Source organism: Albidovulum marisflavi (assembly GCF_025751435.1).
Classification (GTDB): Bacteria; Pseudomonadota; Alphaproteobacteria; order Rhodobacterales; family Rhodobacteraceae; genus Albidovulum; species Albidovulum marisflavi.
The window spans coordinates 1,796,726-1,813,536 of record NZ_JAOWKY010000001.1 but is presented as its reverse complement, the minus strand read 5'-3'; the positions used below and the strand labels follow the sequence as shown (position 1 = coordinate 1,813,536).

The 16,811-nt window shown below is 61.8% G+C and carries 17 protein-coding genes, 1 tRNA gene and 3 pseudogenes; 8 read left to right on the top strand and 13 right to left on the bottom strand.

The features are described 5' to 3' along the window. The first annotated feature begins 280 nt into the window (after positions 1 to 280). On the top strand, positions 281 to 679 hold the full coding sequence (locus OEW28_RS08865; RefSeq protein ID WP_263734329.1) for a MerR family transcriptional regulator: 399 nt from the start codon (positions 281 to 283) through the stop codon (positions 677 to 679). 34 nt (positions 680 to 713) lie between these two features. On the opposite strand, the gene OEW28_RS08860 is transcribed toward OEW28_RS08865, so the two are convergent. The 3 genes from OEW28_RS08860 to OEW28_RS08850 all read right to left on the bottom strand — a co-directional run bounded on the left by OEW28_RS08860 (position 714) and on the right by OEW28_RS08850 (position 2,049). Further along, complete coding sequence (locus OEW28_RS08860; protein ID WP_263734328.1) at positions 714 to 1,016, bottom strand: SHOCT domain-containing protein; 303 nt, start codon at positions 1,014 to 1,016, stop codon at positions 714 to 716. 119 nt (positions 1,017 to 1,135) lie between these two features. Then, positions 1,136 to 1,855, bottom strand: a complete 720-nt coding sequence (locus OEW28_RS08855; protein WP_263734327.1) for a gamma-glutamylcyclotransferase — start codon at positions 1,853 to 1,855, stop codon at positions 1,136 to 1,138. Then, complete coding sequence (locus OEW28_RS08850) at positions 1,852 to 2,049, bottom strand: hypothetical protein (protein WP_263734326.1); 198 nt, start codon at positions 2,047 to 2,049, stop codon at positions 1,852 to 1,854. The genes OEW28_RS08855 and OEW28_RS08850 overlap by 4 nt, the downstream gene beginning before the upstream one ends. A 170-nt stretch (positions 2,050 to 2,219) precedes the next feature. Here OEW28_RS08850 and OEW28_RS08845 point away from each other — a divergent pair, with 170 nt between their 5' ends. Beyond that, positions 2,220 to 4,157 (top strand): BTAD domain-containing putative transcriptional regulator, encoded by a 1,938-nt coding sequence (locus OEW28_RS08845; RefSeq protein WP_263734325.1) that lies wholly within the window; start codon positions 2,220 to 2,222, stop codon positions 4,155 to 4,157. A 226-nt stretch (positions 4,158 to 4,383) separates the two neighbouring features. Here the strand turns inward: OEW28_RS08845 and OEW28_RS08840 are convergent, their stop codons facing one another. Next, positions 4,384 to 5,724: an ATP-binding protein gene (locus OEW28_RS08840; protein WP_263734324.1), complete on the bottom strand. Its 1,341-nt coding sequence runs from the start codon at positions 5,722 to 5,724 to the stop codon at positions 4,384 to 4,386. A 42-nt stretch (positions 5,725 to 5,766) separates the two neighbouring features. On the opposite strand from OEW28_RS08840, the gene OEW28_RS08835 reads away from it, so the two are divergent. The 3 genes from OEW28_RS08835 to OEW28_RS18900 all read left to right on the top strand — a co-directional run bounded on the left by OEW28_RS08835 (position 5,767) and on the right by OEW28_RS18900 (position 7,146). Then, positions 5,767 to 6,660 carry an MBL fold metallo-hydrolase gene (locus OEW28_RS08835; protein ID WP_263734323.1) on the top strand — a complete coding sequence of 298 codons (894 nt, stop codon included), beginning with the start codon at positions 5,767 to 5,769 and terminating at the stop codon, positions 6,658 to 6,660. A 69-nt stretch (positions 6,661 to 6,729) separates the two neighbouring features. Beyond that, a tRNA-Asn gene (locus OEW28_RS08830) sits at positions 6,730 to 6,804 on the top strand. A 111-nt stretch (positions 6,805 to 6,915) separates the two neighbouring features. Further along, a complete protein-coding gene (locus OEW28_RS18900) occupies positions 6,916 to 7,146 on the top strand; it encodes a DUF6538 domain-containing protein (RefSeq protein WP_412174785.1) in 231 nt (76 codons plus the stop codon). On the opposite strand, the gene OEW28_RS08825 is transcribed toward OEW28_RS18900, so the two are convergent. Then, entirely contained in the window at positions 7,083 to 7,367 is a 285-nt protein-coding gene (locus tag OEW28_RS08825) for a hypothetical protein (RefSeq protein WP_263734322.1), read from the bottom strand. The genes OEW28_RS18900 and OEW28_RS08825 overlap by 64 nt on opposite strands. Here OEW28_RS08825 and OEW28_RS08820 point away from each other — a divergent pair. Beyond that, on the top strand, positions 7,347 to 8,006 hold the full coding sequence (locus OEW28_RS08820) for a site-specific integrase (protein ID WP_263734321.1): 660 nt from the start codon (positions 7,347 to 7,349) through the stop codon (positions 8,004 to 8,006). The two genes, OEW28_RS08825 and OEW28_RS08820, sit on opposite strands and share 21 nt — an antisense overlap. A 497-nt stretch (positions 8,007 to 8,503) precedes the next feature. Here the strand turns inward: OEW28_RS08820 and OEW28_RS08815 are convergent, their stop codons facing one another. From OEW28_RS08815 to OEW28_RS08800, 4 genes and pseudogenes are all read right to left on the bottom strand, one after another. Beyond that, positions 8,504 to 8,917, bottom strand: a complete 414-nt coding sequence (locus OEW28_RS08815; protein WP_263734320.1) for an ester cyclase — start codon at positions 8,915 to 8,917, stop codon at positions 8,504 to 8,506. 115 nt (positions 8,918 to 9,032) lie between these two features. Continuing rightward, a complete protein-coding gene (locus tag OEW28_RS08810) occupies positions 9,033 to 9,563 on the bottom strand; it encodes a TetR/AcrR family transcriptional regulator (RefSeq protein WP_263734319.1) in 531 nt (176 codons plus the stop codon). A gap of 318 nt (positions 9,564 to 9,881) precedes the next feature. Then, positions 9,882 to 10,514 (bottom strand): annotated as a pseudogene (locus tag OEW28_RS08805) (tyrosine-type recombinase/integrase). Positions 10,515 to 10,778: 264 nt separating this feature from the next. After that, entirely contained in the window at positions 10,779 to 11,732 is a 954-nt protein-coding gene (locus tag OEW28_RS08800) for a LysR family transcriptional regulator (RefSeq protein ID WP_263734318.1), read from the bottom strand. A gap of 114 nt (positions 11,733 to 11,846) precedes the next feature. Here OEW28_RS08800 and OEW28_RS08795 point away from each other — a divergent pair, with 114 nt between their 5' ends. After that, the gene (locus OEW28_RS08795; protein ID WP_263734317.1) at positions 11,847 to 12,482 is read left to right on the top strand and encodes a sulfotransferase family protein; all 636 of its coding nucleotides are present in this window, start codon (positions 11,847 to 11,849) and stop codon (positions 12,480 to 12,482) included. A 185-nt stretch (positions 12,483 to 12,667) separates the two neighbouring features. On the opposite strand, the gene OEW28_RS08790 is transcribed toward OEW28_RS08795, so the two are convergent. From OEW28_RS08790 to OEW28_RS08780, 3 genes and pseudogenes are all read right to left on the bottom strand, one after another. Further along, a complete protein-coding gene (locus OEW28_RS08790) occupies positions 12,668 to 13,306 on the bottom strand; it encodes a 3-oxoacid CoA-transferase subunit B (RefSeq protein ID WP_263734316.1) in 639 nt (212 codons plus the stop codon). Continuing rightward, positions 13,306 to 14,010, bottom strand: a complete 705-nt coding sequence (locus tag OEW28_RS08785) for a CoA transferase subunit A (RefSeq protein WP_263734315.1) — start codon at positions 14,008 to 14,010, stop codon at positions 13,306 to 13,308. The genes OEW28_RS08790 and OEW28_RS08785 overlap by 1 nt, the downstream gene beginning before the upstream one ends. Beyond that, positions 14,007 to 14,810 (bottom strand): annotated as a pseudogene (locus OEW28_RS08780) (beta-keto acid cleavage family enzyme); the annotation flags it as partial. The pseudogene OEW28_RS08780 and the gene OEW28_RS08785, both read right to left, overlap by 4 nt. A gap of 50 nt (positions 14,811 to 14,860) precedes the next feature. Here OEW28_RS08780 and OEW28_RS08775 point away from each other — a divergent pair. Further along, positions 14,861 to 15,517: pseudogene (locus OEW28_RS08775) on the top strand (TRAP transporter large permease subunit); the annotation flags it as partial. Positions 15,518 to 15,728: 211 nt separating this feature from the next. Here the strand turns inward: OEW28_RS08775 and OEW28_RS08770 are convergent. Continuing rightward, positions 15,729 to 16,652 carry an aldo/keto reductase gene (locus OEW28_RS08770; RefSeq protein WP_263734314.1) on the bottom strand — a complete coding sequence of 308 codons (924 nt, stop codon included), beginning with the start codon at positions 16,650 to 16,652 and terminating at the stop codon, positions 15,729 to 15,731. Positions 16,653 to 16,811: the final 159 nt, after the last annotated feature.

The window sequence follows — 16,811 nt, the reverse complement described above, 5'->3', positions numbered from 1 at the left end:
GTCGTCAAAGCCGCCGCAATAATTGGCTGATTGAAACCAGTCGCTTGAGGCAACTTCAGCCCACTCTTGTTCCGTCTTGTTGTTCCGCATTATCTCGTCAAGATGACCTTTCAGTTCTTCATCGACTATAAGTATCATAGTGCGCTCATCTTAACCAAGATTGCCGGAAACCCTAAAGCGCAGATGCGCATTCAGCAACGGCAGCTTCGTCCGCATAGCGGGCCAACACGGTTTGCGGACACCCCCAAGGTTTATGATGACGCGAAAAAGGGAGTCGGCCATGAACATCGGCGACGTCGCGCAGCGCACCGGACTGCCCATCAAGACGATACGGTATTACGAGGACATCGGCCTTGTGAAACCCTCGCGCGCTGCAAACGGTTATCGCGACTTCAGCGGACGCGATATGGATCGGCTTCATCTGGTCGCACAGGGGCGCCAGATGGGGTTCACGCTTGCGGAATGTCAGAAACTCGTGTGCCTGAACGAGGATGAGCATCGCGCCAGTCGCGATGTCCGTGCGCTGGCGGTTGAGAACCTGACTGCTGTTCGCTCAAAGATCGCATCCTTGCGGGCGCTCGAGTCCCGGCTGCAGACGCTGATCGCACAATGCCATGGCGATGACGGCCCGGAATGCGCGATCCTTGAGGAAATGGGCGCGCACCAGTCCGCCAGGTGAACCCGAACGCGGCGCCGTCGATGATCGCGACATGTCAGCCGCCCAGAAGCTTCTTGCGAGCCGCATAGTCCTCCGGGTCGATGTCCCCCTTGGCCAGACGCATGTCGAGTTCGGACAGCGCATCGGGTTTGCCACCCGCCTTGAAGCCGGAGTCGTGTTGCCGGAAGACCCAGACAACACCCACAACGACAAGCCCAAGGACGATGATCCAGATTACCGGTCCGAACATCATCCCGAAGCCGTAGCCGTATCCCCAATCCATCATGTGCCCATACTCGCCCGGGTCGGCGAAGGCGGGCATCGCAAGCAATGCCGACAACAGGGCTAACCTAAACATCGGAACCTCCGTAGTTCGTTTTGGGCTGGTCAAAGCTTAGCCCCCCGACGCTCCGACTGCCTTGACGCGGATCAACCTCGCCCCTCCGGATGCATGGCGCATGCTTCACGATATTCGTCTCATGCGCACGGGCTGGAATCCAGCCGCGCCCTTATCGAAGCGGCCACAAGTTCCTGAAGCCGCCAAAGATGTGGATCGCGGATACCATGGTCCAAAAGCGCGGCGACAGTCTTGTAAAGGTACTCGGCGCCTGATCCGGCAGTGCCGCAAGCCAGAGAAAGGATCGCCGCCACCTCTTCATCGGAGCGCTCCGGCGTTCCCGCGACATCTTGAGGCTCTGCGTAGAAACAGAGCGCGCGGATTTGATCCCAGTCCGAGGAGAGCGGGATGAGTCGCAGCGAAGACAGCCCGATTGGCCCGCCGATTTCCCGCTTGAGAAGATCAGCCATCAGTCGATGGCGGTCCCGTGCATCGAACCGCTGCGCCACGCCCGTACAAAGCCCGCCGCGGCGGAGCGCCATCATAAGGCCTGGCCGTTCCACGGTCCCGCGCCAGTTTCGCATCTCGATGCAGAAGGAGCGGTGCCAGCCCCTTGCTGTGCTGACGCGACGCTCTGAGGGCTCGGCCGCAGGGTTCCACAGCAGCGATCCATACGCGAAAACCCAGATCGGATCTCCTTCAAGCACGGCCAGAAGCTCTTGGGCGGCCCTGTCATAATCGGCGTCACTGAAGGCGACATGGTCAGGGTCGTCGTCCGTCGGCGGGACTTGTCGATCGCACAGCGCCACCAATTCCGGCGTCAGCGCCATATCGCGGTACGGAAACTCATGCCTGGTCATTCGCGGCACCTGCATACGTAGTCAAGATACTGGCGCGCCCCTTCGCTATGGAAGCACGCCAGAAGGGCCTGCTCCATCTTGCAGTCGATGCCAAGGCAGGGGTCCGGGTCGTCGTCGTAAGGGCTTCCGCTGTCCGATGCTTCAAACGAGGGAAGGAAGAGTGACCGCCCAAGGTATGTGAAGAGCGTTTTCATGGGGCACCTCCGCTGGCAATTTTCGTTTGCTTGGCCTCAGCTTGGGTGGCCTCCGTCAAATAATCCGTGCGACCTCCGTCAATTCATGCTGAAAAAAACAGTTGCGAAGGTCGTGGATCGTGAAATGACTGTTAAATCGCCCTGCCGTGCGCACCACCGGAGTCTGTGACATGCGGCGCTTTCGGCTTGATCTTCTAGGAGGCTTCCGCCTCAGCACATCCGAGGGAGAGGCACTTTCCCTGCCCACGAAGAAAGACCGCCAATTGCTGGCGTTCCTTTCACTTCAGGGCGGGCGGGCGCAGTCGCGCGAAAGGCTTGCGTCGCTTCTGTGGGCCGATCGGGCCGACGCCCAGGCGCGCGGCAGCCTGCGCCAGTCGCTGGCCGTCCTGCGCAGCGTCTTCCGTGCGGCCGGGCTGGATCCCTTGTCGGGCGACAAGGAAAGCGTCGTGCTGGACACGTCCGGAATTGCCATCGATGCCGTCGAGTTTGCCGAGGGCTGCGCTTCAGCCGTCCTGACAGCCGAAATTTCCGAGCTTTATTGCGGGCCTCTGCTGGACGGGTTCGACTTTTCCACACCCGAATTCGAACGCTGGGTCACGGAAGAGCGCGCCCGGCTGGACGGTCTGGCCGAGCGCCTTGTGACGGCGGCTTCGATCTCGGTTCTGCCCGAGGCAGACCTGGAAGCCGCCATGGGGCTGGGCCGAAAGCTTCTAAGCCAGGACCGCGCGCTTGAACCTGTCTACCGAGCAATGATGAGGATCAGCAGCGCGCGGGGCGAGCGTTCATCCTCCCTGAAGCTTTACGCCCGTTGCCGGGCTGCACTGCGCGAAGAACTTGATGTCGATCCGGACCGCGAGACCGAGGACCTGTATCGCGACATCCTTACGGGACCAGGCGAGTCACACACGCCCCATCCCGGACAAGATGCAATCGCGACCCACGACATCGCGGATCGGCCCTCGATCGCAATCCTTCCCTTCCGCAACCTTAGCGGAAACGAGCGGCTGAGTTTTCTTTGCGAAGGTCTGGCAGAGGAGATCGCGACCGGCTTGGGCAGGTTCCGATCCGTCTTCGTGATCGACCAATACTCCTCTGCCGCCGTGGCAAGCGAGTCAAGCGACACGACCGAGATCGCGCGGCGGCTTGGCGTCATGCTGCTGATGCAGGGCAGCATCCAGGCCAACGCATCGCGAATGCGTATCACAGTTCGACTTGTCGAGGGCGCCAGCCGCGCGCAGACTTGGAGTGACGTCTTCGAATGCGAGGCCGGCGAAGCGCTGGCCATTCCAGACCAGATCGCCAGAGCGATCATCACGACCATTCACAACCGGATGGAAGACACCATCGTCGAACAAAGCCGCCGCAACCCGTCCCCGGCGGCCTGCGAATGCGTCCTTCGCGGCATCAAGCATCTGCGCGGCTACGCCCCGGATGACAACGAAAAGGCAGCCGCGCTATTTCGCGAAGCGTTGCGGCTTGATCCGAACCATGCGCTGGCGCAGGCATACCTGGCATTTGCAGAGGTCGTGATCAGCGGTTACGACGCCGCGCCGAGATCGCTTCTTGTCGATTGCAAGACGCGTATCGAGCATGCCCTTTCGCTTGATCCGGACGACGGCAAGATCCGATGGTTGTTGGCAAGCCTGCACAGCTACCTGCGCGAGTTCGAAGATGAGCGGCGCCATATCGAACGCGCGCTTGAAATCAATCCGAACGACGCAAACGCAAGGATGACCTACGGGGCGATACTTTCGGACTCGGGTCGGCCAGATGAAGGCATCGCGATGATCCGCGAGGCGATGCGGCTGAACCCGTTTCATCCCGAATGGTATTGGTTGCTTTTGGGCGACGCCTTCCTGTCGGCACGGCGCTATGAGGACGCGATAGAGGCATACAAACGTCGGACGAACCTGAAGGTCTGGGCACTCAGCCGCCTGGCCAGTTGTTACGCGCACCTTGGTCGAGACTCGGAGACGCAAGAGACCAGGCGAAGGATCCTGGAGCAGGATCCGGACTTCCGGATCTCTTCGCTTCGCCGCGGTTACTGGTCGGAGGCGGTCATCGAGGACTGGATAGAGGGATTGCGGATGGCCGGGCTTCCGGAATAGCGGCAATCGGATCTACCCAAGCCAAAGCGGCTAATGGCTTGGACATTCGCGACGCGGAAGCAAGGAGTGGTGGCGCGGCCATGGGTCGGGGAACGTCGGAACCGAGAGGCGCAAGCGTCCTTTAGCTTCCTCTCGCCGGACACGTGGCGCAAATTCGCCTCCGCAGCATGAACACGCCTTAACAAATAGTATCAGGTATTTGTTTTATTTATATTTATTCTTGTGATCAGCTCGGATCAACCAGACTGATCGGAAGCACGATTTCGGCCATCAGGCCACCCAGCCTGTCGCTTTGACCCAGGCGAAGCTGCCCGCCGTGGCCCCTTGCGATGTCGGCGGTGATCGCCAGACCAAGCCCAGCCCCGGATCCGCGATCCTGGTTGCGCGCCGCGTCGAGGCGCGTGAAGGGCCTCAGCGCCTCTTCCCGGCGCGATTCCGGGATGCCCGGCCCGTCATCCTCGACGCGCAAGACAATCCGCCCTCCCTGCCGCAGGACCGAGACTTCGGCCCGGCGCCCGTAGCGCACCGCATTGCCGATCAGGTTTTCCAATGCACGGCGGATCGCATGGGGCCGCAGAGGCATGCGCAGCTTTCCGACCTTGTCCCCAAGCGTCACGTTCGCACCGGTCCGACGAAAATCGGCGACGGTAGCCTCGGCTATTTCGGAGGGGTCGCAAGGTTCTGCGGTCTCGTCCGCGGACACCCCGCGCACGAAGGCAAGAAAGGCATCGGTCAGGACCTGCATGTCATCTACGTCGCGCAACATCGCAGCCGTATCATTGTCCTCGGGAAGCATCGACAGGCCTAGCTTGAGACGCGTCAATGGTGTCCTCAGGTCGTGGCTGACACCGCTCAGCATCAGCGTGCGCTGCTCTCTCTGCCGTTCGATCCGTTCGCGCATATGCAGGAACGCATGTCCCGCCGCGCGCACCTCGGTCGCACCGGAAGGGTTGTACGGCAGCACCCTGCCCTGTCCGAAGGCTTCCGCGGCGATGGCAAGCCTGCGGATCGGGCGCAACTGGTTGCGCAGGAACACGAAGGCGATCATCGTCATCAGCAAGCCGGTCGCCACCATCAAGACCAGAAGCTGGTGCGGATTCGAGGCCGACACACGGCGCCGATCGAACGCGACCTCTGCAGTCCCCGCGGAGGTCGCAAGCCCCAGGCGTACCCGCCCCAGGTCGGAAAGATCGACGAAACCGACTTCGGGAAGGTTTTCGCGCAAGGTCGCGATCACGACCCTTCCCGAAAAATCATAGAACACCCGCAGGTCCCTGTCCGGCACCCGCCCCCACTCAAGATCCAGCGCAAGCGGCCCCGCCAATTCCTCTGCGGCGGAGCGGCCTGCCGGTCCGGCAGCTTCCATCGTGTCGATCAGCAGGCGGATCTCCAGCACGATATTGCGCGTCATCTGCAGCGTGACACCCTCGAAATGGCGCTGAAGGAACGCGACGGACACCACCAGTTGCACGACAAGAACGGGCAGGATGAGGATCAGTGCCGCGCGGCCATAAAGCCCGCGGGGCAGGATCCGTTTCACGCTTGCAGAGATCGGCTTATTGGGCATGGTCGGACCCTAGCGGCGCGGCAGCAAGAGAGGAAGCGGAAGATGCAGGATCGGATCGGCGGACCGGTACAACTGGAGCCTGGTCTGCGGCTTCTGAGGGCTCCGAACCCTTCACCGATGACCCACACCGGGACCAACACCTACATTCTTGGCGCAGGCCGTGTCGCGGTCATCGACCCCGGACCGGACATGGCACTGCATCTGGCAGCGATCCTTGCCACGCTCGCCAAGGGTGAGACCGTCAGCCATATCTTCGTCACGCACAGTCATCTGGATCACTCGCCGCTTGCCCGAGGCCTGGCGGAAGCGACCGGCGCCCCGGTTCTGGCCTTCGGGGACGCGCGGGCGGGGCGAAGCGCCCGCATGTCTGCCCTGGCGCTTGAAGAAACGGTTGGCGGTGGCGAGGGCATCGACCACGACTTTCGCCCGGACGAAGAACTGCCGGATGGAACACTTGTCGAAGGCCAAGGATGGTCCCTGCGCGCGATCCACACGCCGGGACACTTGGGAAATCACCTGTGCTTTGCCTGGGGGGATCGGGTGTTCTCGGGCGATCACGTGATGGGCTGGGCCAGTTCTCTGGTCTCTCCGCCGGACGGAGACATGGGAGCCTACATGGAAAGCCTTGACAAGTTGGCCCGACACGGGGCGACGCGGCTCTATCCCGGCCATGGAGAGCCCGTGGAGAATCCCGCTGGCCGCATTGCGTTCCTTGCCTCCCACCGCCGCGAACGCGAAGCGCAGATCCTCGCCGCGCTGAGCGAAGGCCAGGCGGACGCCGCCGCCATCGCCCGCCTCATCTACACCGATATCCCGCCCGCGCTCCTGGGTGCGGCCGCCCGCAACGTCCTGGCCCATCTTGTTGATCTTGAAGAAAGAAGCCTGGTTGCACCCCATGAAAGACCGGGCGAAACACCCGTTTTCAGGCGGATTTGAGAGATTGCATATTTTGTGACAAAAGCCTCTGGACGCCCCCAGCAACGCTTGCTATATCGCCCCCCGTGTTCCGGCGTAGCTCAGCGGTAGAGCAGTTGACTGTTAATCAATTGGTCGTAGGTTCGATCCCTACCGCCGGAGCCAAACTTCCCAAGTCCTTGTGATCGTATGGCAATCGCCCGTTTTCGGGTGAATCGCACGTTCCTGTCATACATGTGACCGGAATTGCCAGCTTGGCCTCGTAGGCGCCTTCAGATGGAGGCGCCTATGGGACTGCAATCGAACACCTTCCGGCGCGGCGCGACCTATGCCTGGCGCAGGCGCCTGCCCGCGGCGCTTGGTAGCCGGATAATGCAGATCAGCCTGTGCACGAATGACCCCTTGATTGCGCGGCGTCTCGGCCCGATTGTCACCACAAAAAGCTATTCCCATTTCGATACGATGATGACCCAAGGCCTTTCCCGCGACGATGCCCGCAGATCCTGAAGGACGCCGAGGCCCTTCCCGATCAGGACCGCGGCCTGTCGGTCACGACGATCAACCGCAACCTCGACTATCTCGGCCAGGTTCTGAACAAGGCCCGGGCCGAGGGCTTCGACAACACCCTGCGGATCGACCTCGGCTGGCTGCGCCTGCGCAAGTCCGGCCGCGAGCGCGATGAACGCCCGGCCCTCACCGCAGAGGACGTGCAGGCGATCTTCGGCCATCCTGTCTGGCATGGGCGCGGGCTGCGCCAGGCCTGGCAGAAACCCGGCCCCGAGATCATCCACGACGGGCTCTACTGGGTGCCGCTGATCGCCGCGCTGTCGGGCGCGCGGCGGGCGGAAATCGCCGGGCTTCTGACCGAGGAGGTTCTGACCGAGGACAGGATCCTGTTCTTCCGGATCCGAAAGAACATCAACCGCGGCCTCAAGAACGCCGCCTCTCGCCGCGACCTTCCGGTTCACCCGCAGATTCTGGAACTGGGCTTTATCGAATATCTCGAGGCCCGGCGCGCGGCGGGCGACGCCGACCTCTTCCCGGACATGCGGCCTACGCAAGGCGCGAGATGGGGCGACAAGATCGACTTCCGGTTCCGGAAAATCCTGAAGAAGGAGCTTTCAGGGAACCCGGAGAGCAAGGTGCTTCACTCCTTCCGCCACTACGTCGCCACCGCCCTTGGCCCGGCGGGTGTCCGGGACAACGTTCGCAAGGACATTCTGGGGCATACCGGACAGGGTCTGACCGCGGAGCGCCTTACCGAAACCGCGACCCTCCGGGACAAGCTGGACGGGCTCACCCAGCTCCCCCGGCTGCCCCTCTCCCGCGCGCCCACCGGCGCCCTTGCAGGGGTCGGGCGAGCCTGAATGGCGAGTGCGCATCTCCACGCGACTCTCTCATAACGGCGGCGGGCGGCTGTGCCGTGGCTGCCGATGGGCGTGCTGAACAGGCATTGATAGCGGATCGGCGAGGCTACGCCAGCTCGCTTTCAACCGAAGACCATTTGAGTTGCAGCAGATCAGTTCCGGGGCTTTGGGGATCGCTGGCCTCGGGCTGGAAGTTGCGGTTCGGCAGCACACTACGAATAGTTGAAACGTCCGCTTTCCTGATCTCCGACGCCTCTCCCATTCAGCACGCTTCGAAAGGCGGCTTCGGCGGGCCGCGCCGCAGCATCGGTAATCCGTTCTGGATGGCAGCCAAGGGCCGGCCTTGCATAGAAGCGCAGTCAGGTGGCATCCTGGACCGCGTCACTGTCGCGAACGGCCGGCCTGAACCCGAAGCAACGCCTCGCAGCCGGCACCGAACCTGGCCCGGATCGCGAGTACAGACGCCGCTCTGTTGAACTTCCCGGTCTAGCGGGCGTCTAAGCCCAACCAAGCTGTTTCAGAGAATGGCCGTCGTTCCAGATCTTGGTCATTCGAGCAATTTTGTCTCCCTCGAACTCCATGACATAGGCATACTCCGCAGCAACGGATTTGCCTGTCGGGGGAACCGGACCGCCTTCTCCGGTCTGTGTCCCTCGGAATACCGACGTGGCGACCACGATGTTTCGTTGGTGATCGGTCGAGAACGACTTGAGATCGTAATGACCATCTGGGATGGGCGTCAAAAGCCCAGCCGTCCAGCCCGTATATGCCTCAACTGTCGATACATCCCCCAGCGCATCAGCTTGGCACGAAAAGGCGGCGCCCTCATGGCAAAAGGCCTTGCACGCATCCCAGCCCTTGCCGGTTTCGCAGGCGTCGAAGAAGGCCATTGCGGATTCGGAAATCGTCATGGTGGTTCTCCCCTGTTTGTCGATCCAGCCCAGTGCCATGGTCAGCCCGGCTGATAGAGGGATATTAAATCAACTGTTTTAAAATAACTACTTTAAAATTGGTCCGTACGCGCCGCTAGTGCTTGAGTGCGCCGATAATCATATCATAAAATACTGAAATTTCGTCCTTTTTACTGTCATGACGCCCGTAGAGAACCGCTCCGTGAACGCAGAACACGATGAAGCTGGCAAGCTCTTTGGCGTCCTTGTCGGGCGCGATATCCCCATCCGACTGGGCGTTCCGAAGTGCGGTTTCAACCAATGATTCGATCTCGGCGCAGAATGCCTCGACCTGCTCGGCTGCTTCCGGGCTGATCGCGTGTTTCTGCGCCAGATGGTTCATCATCAGGCAGCCTTTGTACTCGGTCTTGGCGGCCCCGGTCAGAACATTCTTCAAGAAGGTCTCGACACCGGCCAAGTTGGGATTGTCACGCAGGATCTGGTAGCGAGGGCCGATGACATGACCGCGATAGTAACCCAACGCTTCCCGGAAAAGCCCGTCCTTGTCACCGAACTCCTTGTACATGCTGGCTGTATTCAGCCCGGTCTCGCGGACGACATCGCTTACGGACGTTGCCACGTAGCCGTTCTGCCAAAACGCACCCATGGCCCTTTCGAGCACAACATCCCGGGAGTATGTTCTTGGTCTACCCATATCACGATACTAAAATGATCACTTCAAAACCTCAAGTTGGTCGGTAGGTGCTCCTCACCCTCTGGCCTTTACGATCAGGCACCACCCCTTGGGGATTTCCGACTCGCAACCACTCATGTCCGCAAAGTCCCGCGACCCGGGCTTTGGCCGGTCGAAAATGCTGCGGGAGGGAGCGAATGGCAGCTTGGGGGAAGCTGCATCGCGGCACGTGGAACCTCGACCAACGGCAGAAGAGGGCCGTCGGCGCGAACGCGCCGGTCGGGACGGTGTCTACAGGTCGATCCCCTCCGAGAGGGACAACGCGTCTTCGATGTCTACATCGAGGTAGCGCACCGTGCTGTCCATCTTCGTGTGCCCCAGCAGCAGCTGGACGGCGCGCAGGTTGCCGGTCTTCTTGTAGATCTGCGCGACCTTGGTCCGTCGCATGGAATGCGAGCCGTAGGCGCTCGGCTCAAGGCCCAGCGACATCACCCAACCCCGGACGATCCGTGCATCCTATCGCGTCGACAGATGAGGGCTGCCATGGATCCGGCTCGGCCACAGAAACTCGAGGCCGGCCATCTCCGGGTCACGCATCCAGCGCTCCGGCGACAACCGAGTGGTCTCGGCAATCTCGAACCGGACCGGCTTGCTCGTCTTGCTCTGGATCATCGAGGCGCGTTCCTTGACGCGCCCGGCGGCAAAGACATCGCGGACCCGCAGCGCCACGAGGTCGCAACCTCGCAGCTTGCTGTCTACTGCCATGTTGAACAGCGCGAGGTCGCGCGGGTTGCCAGCCATCTCGAGCTGGACCCGGATGGACCAGACGTGCCGGGGTAGCAGCGGGCGCTTCGGGCCGATGATGCGGCCCTTGTTCCAAGGGACTCGGGCAGGCCGGAGGGCGGGAAGAAGATCGGCGGACATGGAGCTACCTTCTGTCCACCGGGCCCGCCCTTCTTCGGTCATGCCGACAACGACAGGATACCATGTTTCGGGCTGCGAGTGGGGGCGTCGGGCGGAAAGCGGACGTTCTTTGGGGGACGTGCCAACGTCCGTTCTGAGGACGAAGTGCACTAGGCACATCGGTCGCAAGGAGAGGCGTCGGTTCGCTCAGGTCGCTCCGGGTAGAGGATGGCAGTGATGGCATCCCGTGCTTGCCGCTCCATACCGACCCGTATGCCCCTTGTATTAGTCGCCGTTCCTGACCGGTTCGATCACGCCGATGCGTTCGACGCGATGTGTGGCGTCGATGACGAGGTCGTCAAGACAGGACATCAAGATCGTACGGAACCACTGGCTTCCGGGATCGGCTGTCAGGCGGGTGTTCCAGACCCATCGGAATGTGAATTCCGGCAGGTCGATCGGCGGGCGGAGGATACGGAGGTCGAAGCGGTCGATGTCGTTGCCCAGCATTACGGCCATTTGGTTCGTTAGCATGTTGGTCTCTGCCAACAGCGGACCAATGTGTGCGTAGTCAGTCACACGCGCACCAACCCGGCGCTCGACGCCCAGTTTGGCAATGCGCTCGGCAACGGTTTCCGGCGTGCCGTGAGTAGATCCAAAGATGATGTGCGGCCAGTCGATCCACGCCTGCTGCGTCCAGTTCTTCACTGCGGGATGGCCGGAACGGGCAAACGTGAAGCGCGGAATCGTTGGCAGAACCTGGCAGGAGAGGCCCTCGGGCAGCGGGGTGTCTGCACTGTGCAGCACAAGGTCGATGCTCTCGGAGACAACATCTGCATACGTGCGCTCACCGAATTGCAGCCAGTCGATCCCGACATCTGGCGCAAGTTCCTGAAGCCGCGCGGTCGCTCGCGTCACCAGCTCTGGCACGACCGGCATAGCCACGCAAAACACTCGGTGGCTGGCCATCGGGTCGAAGGCAAGGTTGCGTTGCATCGCGCGACGGACCGACTGCAGGATTGGCCGCACGTCTTCGATAAGCCGGAACGCATAGGGGCTGGGCTCCATCCGGCCGGCAACCATGACCATCAATGGGTCGCCGGTCTGCTCGCGTAGGCGCGACAGTGCATGGCTGATAGCAGAGGGCGTCTTGAACAACCTGCGCGCAGCCAGAGAGACACTGCGCTCGTCCATCAGCACCTCGAACACGACAAGCAGGTTCAGGTCGATGCGGTGCAACTGAATTTCATTCATTTGGCATGAAAAGCCTTCGTTTGCCCGGGCGAGCTTTGCCCTTCATCCTGCGCTCACGGACAATCATACCCAAGTGTTTGGCAGAAAGGACCCCAAGATATGGGACTGAAGGTTATTGGCTCCGGTTTCGGCCGGACGGGAACGATGTCGGCGAAACTGGCGCTGGAGCAGCTTGGCTTCGGCCCCTGTCACCACATGACGGAGGTGATGGGCAACCCGGCCCAGCCATCTCACTGGGCAGCACTCGCGCGAGGCGAGAATGTCGACTGGGCCGAAGTCTTTGCAGGCTATGGCGCGCAGGTCGATTTCCCCGGCGCGGCGGTCTGGCACGAGTTGTCCATCGCGTTCCCCGAGGCGAAGGTATTGCATACCGAGCGACCGGAGGAGGACTGGTGGGCCAGTTATTCAAGCACCATAGGCAAGTTCTTCCGCCTGCGCCGTGATCTGCCCCTGCCGCCGCCGCTTGTGCCCATCTTCGAGACGATGGATCGGCTCGTAGCCCAGGGCGTGCTTGGTGGTCACGACAAGAAGAATGCAATCGCCGCCTATCGGCAGAACAACGAAAAGGTGCGCGACATGATTCCGGCGGAACGGCTTCTCGTCTTCTCGCCCTCCGATGGCTGGGAGCCGCTGTGCCGGTTCCTGCGGGTGGCTGTGCCGGATGTACCGTTCCCGCGGACTCATGCGAGGGACGAGTTCTGGGCGCACTTCGGCGGTGAGCCGGCGGTGTCCTGAGACTGTGCCGTGCGGCGCGGGCCGCCTTCTCGAAGCTGGCGATTGATGCGTTTCTGCTTGTCGAGCTCTCTGGACAAGGAAGGAACGCTGTCTGAGCGTCGGAAACTCGGAGTGACAACGTCCGCGACGGTTCCGACGGCCGACATGGCTAAGGCTGCCTGCACAGAGCTCGATATCCAGCGGAGTTAGACAATCGTGGCTTCGGTCGCCGCGATCAGTTCCTCGCGCGTCACACCGTCGGCGCATTCGACGATGTGCAGACCCTTGTGGGTCACGTCCAGCACGCCGAGATTGGTGATGATACGGTCGACCACGCCCTTGCCGGTCAGCGGCAACGTGCAGTCCCGCAGCACCTTCGACTCGCCGTGCTTGTTGGTGTGGTCCATCACCACGATCACCCGGCCGACACCGGCGACGAGGTCCATCGCGCCGCCCATGCCCTTGACCAGCTTGCCGGGGATCATCCAGTTTGCAAGATCGCCCCGTTCCGACACCTCCATCGCGCCCAGCACCGCCACCGCGATCTTGCCGCCGCGGATCATGCCGAAGGAGGTCGCGCTGTCGAAATAGCTCGTCCGCGCCAGCTCGGTGATGGTCTGCTTGCCGGCATTGATCAGGTCGGGGTCCTCTTCGCCCTCGAAGGGGAAGGGCCTCATGCCCAGCATCCCGTTTTCCGATTGCAGTGTGATGTCCTTGTCGCCCACGTAGTTGGCCACCAGCGTCGGAATGCCGATGCCGAGGTTCACGTACATGCCGTCTTCAAGTTCCTGTGCCGCACGCGCGGCCATCTGGTTGCGATCCCAGCCCTTGATTTCACCGGCCATCAGGCTTCCTCCCGCTTGCGCACAGTGCGCTGTTCGATGCGTTTCTCGTGTTGCCCCTGGATCAGACGGTGCACGTAGATTCCCGGCAAATGGATGTGGTCCGGGTCGATTGAGCCGCGCGGCACAATCTCCTCGACCTCCGCCACGCAGACCTTGCCGCACATGGCTGCGGGCGGATTGAAGTTGCGCGCGGTCTTGCGGAAGATCAGATTGCCGGTGTCGTCGGCTTTCCAGGCCTTCACGATCGACAGATCGGCAAAGATGCCCTCTTCGAGGATGTATTCCTTGCCATTGAAGATCTTAACTTCCTTGCCTTCAGCAATCTGGGTGCCCACGCCAGTCTGGGTATAGAACCCGGGGATGCCGCTCCCGCCGGCGCGCATGCGTTCGGCCAGGGTGCCCTGCGGGTTAAACTCCAGCTCCAGTTCGCCCGACAGGTACTGGCGCATGAACTCGGCGTTTTCGCCGACGTAGGACGACATCATCTTGCTGATCTGACGGGTCGCCAGAAGCTTGCCCAGGCCGAAATCGTCGACGCCGGCATTGTTCGAAGCGACCGTAAGATCCTTCACCCCGCTTGCGACCAGCGCGTCGATCAGAAGCTCGGGGATGCCGCAAAGTCCAAAGCCCCCGGCGGCGATCAGCATGCCGTCATGCAGGAGCCCATCTAGCGCCTCGGAGGCTGTCGCGAAAACCTTCTTCATGCTGCTTGTCCTTTGCGGGAGCCCCCGGTCAGGCGCAGGCCGAGAATGCGGCGCGCCTCTTGCCAACTCGCCACCGGGCGATTGTTCCTGTCGCAGATCTCCACGGCCCGGCGCACCAATGCGGCGTTGCTGGGGGCCAGAGTGTCGCGGTCGAGGCGGACATTGTCCTCCAACCCGGTGCGGGCATGACCCCCCGCGGCGATGGCCCATTCGTTCAGCGTCAGTTGGTTGGACCCGATGCCGGCGGCGCACCAAGGCGCATCCGGGCCGAAGAGGCGGCGCACGGTGTGGATGTAGTAGTCGAACACATCGCGATCGACCGGCATCGCGTTCTTCACGCCCATCACGAACTGGATGTAGGGCGTGCCCGCCAGCTGTCCCTTGTCGGCCATGTCCCTGGCTTTCAGGATATGGCTCAGGTCGAAGGCTTCGATTTCCGGCTTGACGTCGTATTTCAGCATCTCGCCGGCCAGCCAATCGACCAGGTCGGGAGGGTTCTCGTAAACGCGGGTCGGAAAGTTGTTCGATCCCACCGACAGCGACGCCATGTCAGGGCCCAGCGGCAGCATCCCGCCGCGCGTCTGGCCAGCGCCCGACCGGCCGCCGGTCGAGAACTGGATGATCATGCCGGGGCAGTGTTTCGCGATCCCCTCCTTCAGGGTGGCGAATTTCTCAGGGTCAGAGGAGGGCGTCTGGTCATCGTTGCGCACATGGGCGTGAACGATGGTGGCGCCGGCCTCGAAAGCTTCGTGGGTCGACTCAATCTGTTCCGAAACGGTGATCGGAACAGCGGGGTTGTGCGGCCCTTGATCCCAGCCATGCGCCGCAGGGCGAAAAGACCCCCTGGCCCGAAAAGATCAAGACGCTTGCCGGCGTCTGGCCTTTCCTTCTGCTCTTCGGACTGATCATTGGCGGGCTTTACGCCAAGCTTTTCACCCCGACCGAAGCCGCGGGCATGGGTGCCGGCCTGGCGATCCTCATCGCCACCTTCCACGGCAAACTGAACTGGTCCGTCCTGCGCACCATTGTCATCGACACTGCCTATACGTCGGTGTCTCTCTACACCGTGCTGTTCGGCGCCTTGATGCTGTCGAAACTGCTGACGTTGTCGGGTCTGGCGGGGGGCGTGTTGGCGCTGGTTCAGTCCACCGGCCTGGAGGGGACGGCCCTGATCCTGGCGATCATGTGCGTCTTCCTTGTCCTTGGGTGCGTCATGGACTCGATGGCGATCATCCTGATCTTCGTGCCGCTCTTCGCTCCCATCGTCGTCGCACAGGGGTTCGACCTGGTCTGGTTCGGCATCATCGTGATCGTCGTGACCGAAATCGCGCTGATCACGCCGCCGGTCGGCATGAACGTCTTCGTCCTCAAGGCCGTTCTTCCGGATGTGCCGGTCGTTCGGATCTTCAAGGGACTGATCCCCTTCATCGGGGTCGATATCGTCCGGTTAGCCATCCTCATCGCGTTTCCTGCGATAACGCTTTGGCTCGGAAGCACTGTGGGTTGAAGCGGGCCGTCGCACGCGGAGCGCTGACGGGCTCCGCGTGCGACCTGACCTAGAAAGCTGTTGCTGGGTCGTTACCGCTGTTCCGACCCCACGTTGATCAATCGACGCGCTTGCCTTTCGGCTTCCAACGTTTGGCGAGTTTGAGACCTTCACGTCGGACTTGGTCGCTAGCGGGGGGGGGGGAGCGCCGGTTCGCTTGACTGATCTGGACCTAGCCCATGAAGCGCGGATCGCCCGTCGCCCAGGCAACGCCGTCTCCGCGATCCATGTTCTCGATCAAAGCCATGTCCGCGGCATCGAGCGCGAAACTAAAGAGGTCGATGTTCTGGCGCATCCGTGCGGGGTTCATACTTTTCGGCAGGACGCCGAAGCCCTTCTGGACGCCCCAACGAAGAAGGACCTGCGCTTCCGTCACGCCGTACTTTGCTGCCATCGCCTTGAAAGGAGAGTCCGCGTCGGCGCCGGCGGCCCGCATCTCGGACGTCTTTGCACTATTCTGTCCGGGTTCAGCGCGCCAGGTCGAGAGAGGAACGAGGGAACTGTAGGCGATCGGTGCGATTCCGTTCTGTGCCATGAATTCGAGGAGGTCTGGCTTCTGAGACCAGGGGTGAAGCTCGATCTGGTTGTATTCGGGCAGGGGGAGACCGGCCTTCCGGATTTCCTCGATATGCTCTTCGGTGTAGTTGCTAACCCCGATCGCCCGCGCCTTGCCCTGCGCTTTCAGTTCGACAAGCGCCCGCCACTCGTTCACGCGCTCCGATCCGCCTGAAGGAGCATGAATCAGATAGAGGTCGACATAGTCCAGCCCCAGCGCCGCGAGGGATACCTCGAACGCTGAAATGGTTTCCTCGTAGCCTTTCGGCGCCTCACCCCAGGCGGAATTTCCAGGCCAAAGCTTGGTGGTCACGAAGAGGTCGGCGCGGGCGAGGCCGCAGGCGGAAAGGCCGCGACGGATACCCTCGCCGACGCCCTTCTCGTTGTGGTAACCGGCCGCTGTGTCGATGTGACGATACCCCACCTCGATAGCCGCGGCGACGGCATCCGGAGCGGCGTCGTTGGCAATAAGATAGGTGCCGAACCCAACGAAGGGCAATCCGGCCGCTGTTGTGGGGGTGCCGTCGACCTGGGTGTTCATCTTTCGCCTCCTGCTGGCCGCGTGCTCTGCTGCGGACTTGATCGATTGGAGTATAGATAAGGAAGAATTCGACGTTATAATTGCCAATTACTGCGCACTAATTGCCTATTCCTCCAGAGTTTCAGAGCATCGTTAAATTCTGCGTCAGCTGTGGTATTG

Excerpts from the sequence above, each read along its gene's own strand:
- OEW28_RS18900 (WP_412174785.1), top strand. The coding sequence starts at position 6,916 with ATGGAGGCGCCTATGGGACTGCAATCGAACACCTTCCGGCGCGGCGCG.
- OEW28_RS08825 (WP_263734322.1), bottom strand. The coding sequence starts at position 7,367 with ATGGCCGAAGATCGCCTGCACGTCCTCTGCGGTGAGGGCCGGGCGTTC.
- OEW28_RS08855 (WP_263734327.1), bottom strand. The coding sequence starts at position 1,855 with ATGACCAGGCATGAGTTTCCGTACCGCGATATGGCGCTGACGCCGGAA.
- OEW28_RS08770 (WP_263734314.1), bottom strand. The coding sequence starts at position 16,652 with ATGAACACCCAGGTCGACGGCACCCCCACAACAGCGGCCGGATTGCCC.
- OEW28_RS08815 (WP_263734320.1), bottom strand. The coding sequence starts at position 8,917 with ATGACGATTTCCGAATCCGCAATGGCCTTCTTCGACGCCTGCGAAACC.
- OEW28_RS08840 (WP_263734324.1), bottom strand. The coding sequence starts at position 5,724 with ATGCCCAATAAGCCGATCTCTGCAAGCGTGAAACGGATCCTGCCCCGC.
- OEW28_RS08790 (WP_263734316.1), bottom strand. The coding sequence starts at position 13,306 with ATGGCCGGTGAAATCAAGGGCTGGGATCGCAACCAGATGGCCGCGCGT.
- OEW28_RS08785 (WP_263734315.1), bottom strand. The coding sequence starts at position 14,010 with ATGAAGAAGGTTTTCGCGACAGCCTCCGAGGCGCTAGATGGGCTCCTG.
- OEW28_RS08865 (WP_263734329.1), top strand. The coding sequence starts at position 281 with ATGAACATCGGCGACGTCGCGCAGCGCACCGGACTGCCCATCAAGACG.
- OEW28_RS08850 (WP_263734326.1), bottom strand. The coding sequence starts at position 2,049 with ATGAAAACGCTCTTCACATACCTTGGGCGGTCACTCTTCCTTCCCTCG.
- OEW28_RS08795 (WP_263734317.1), top strand. The coding sequence starts at position 11,847 with ATGGGACTGAAGGTTATTGGCTCCGGTTTCGGCCGGACGGGAACGATG.
- OEW28_RS08860 (WP_263734328.1), bottom strand. The coding sequence starts at position 1,016 with ATGTTTAGGTTAGCCCTGTTGTCGGCATTGCTTGCGATGCCCGCCTTC.
- OEW28_RS08835 (WP_263734323.1), top strand. The coding sequence starts at position 5,767 with ATGCAGGATCGGATCGGCGGACCGGTACAACTGGAGCCTGGTCTGCGG.
- OEW28_RS08845 (WP_263734325.1), top strand. The coding sequence starts at position 2,220 with ATGCGGCGCTTTCGGCTTGATCTTCTAGGAGGCTTCCGCCTCAGCACA.
- OEW28_RS08810 (WP_263734319.1), bottom strand. The coding sequence starts at position 9,563 with ATGGGTGCGTTTTGGCAGAACGGCTACGTGGCAACGTCCGTAAGCGAT.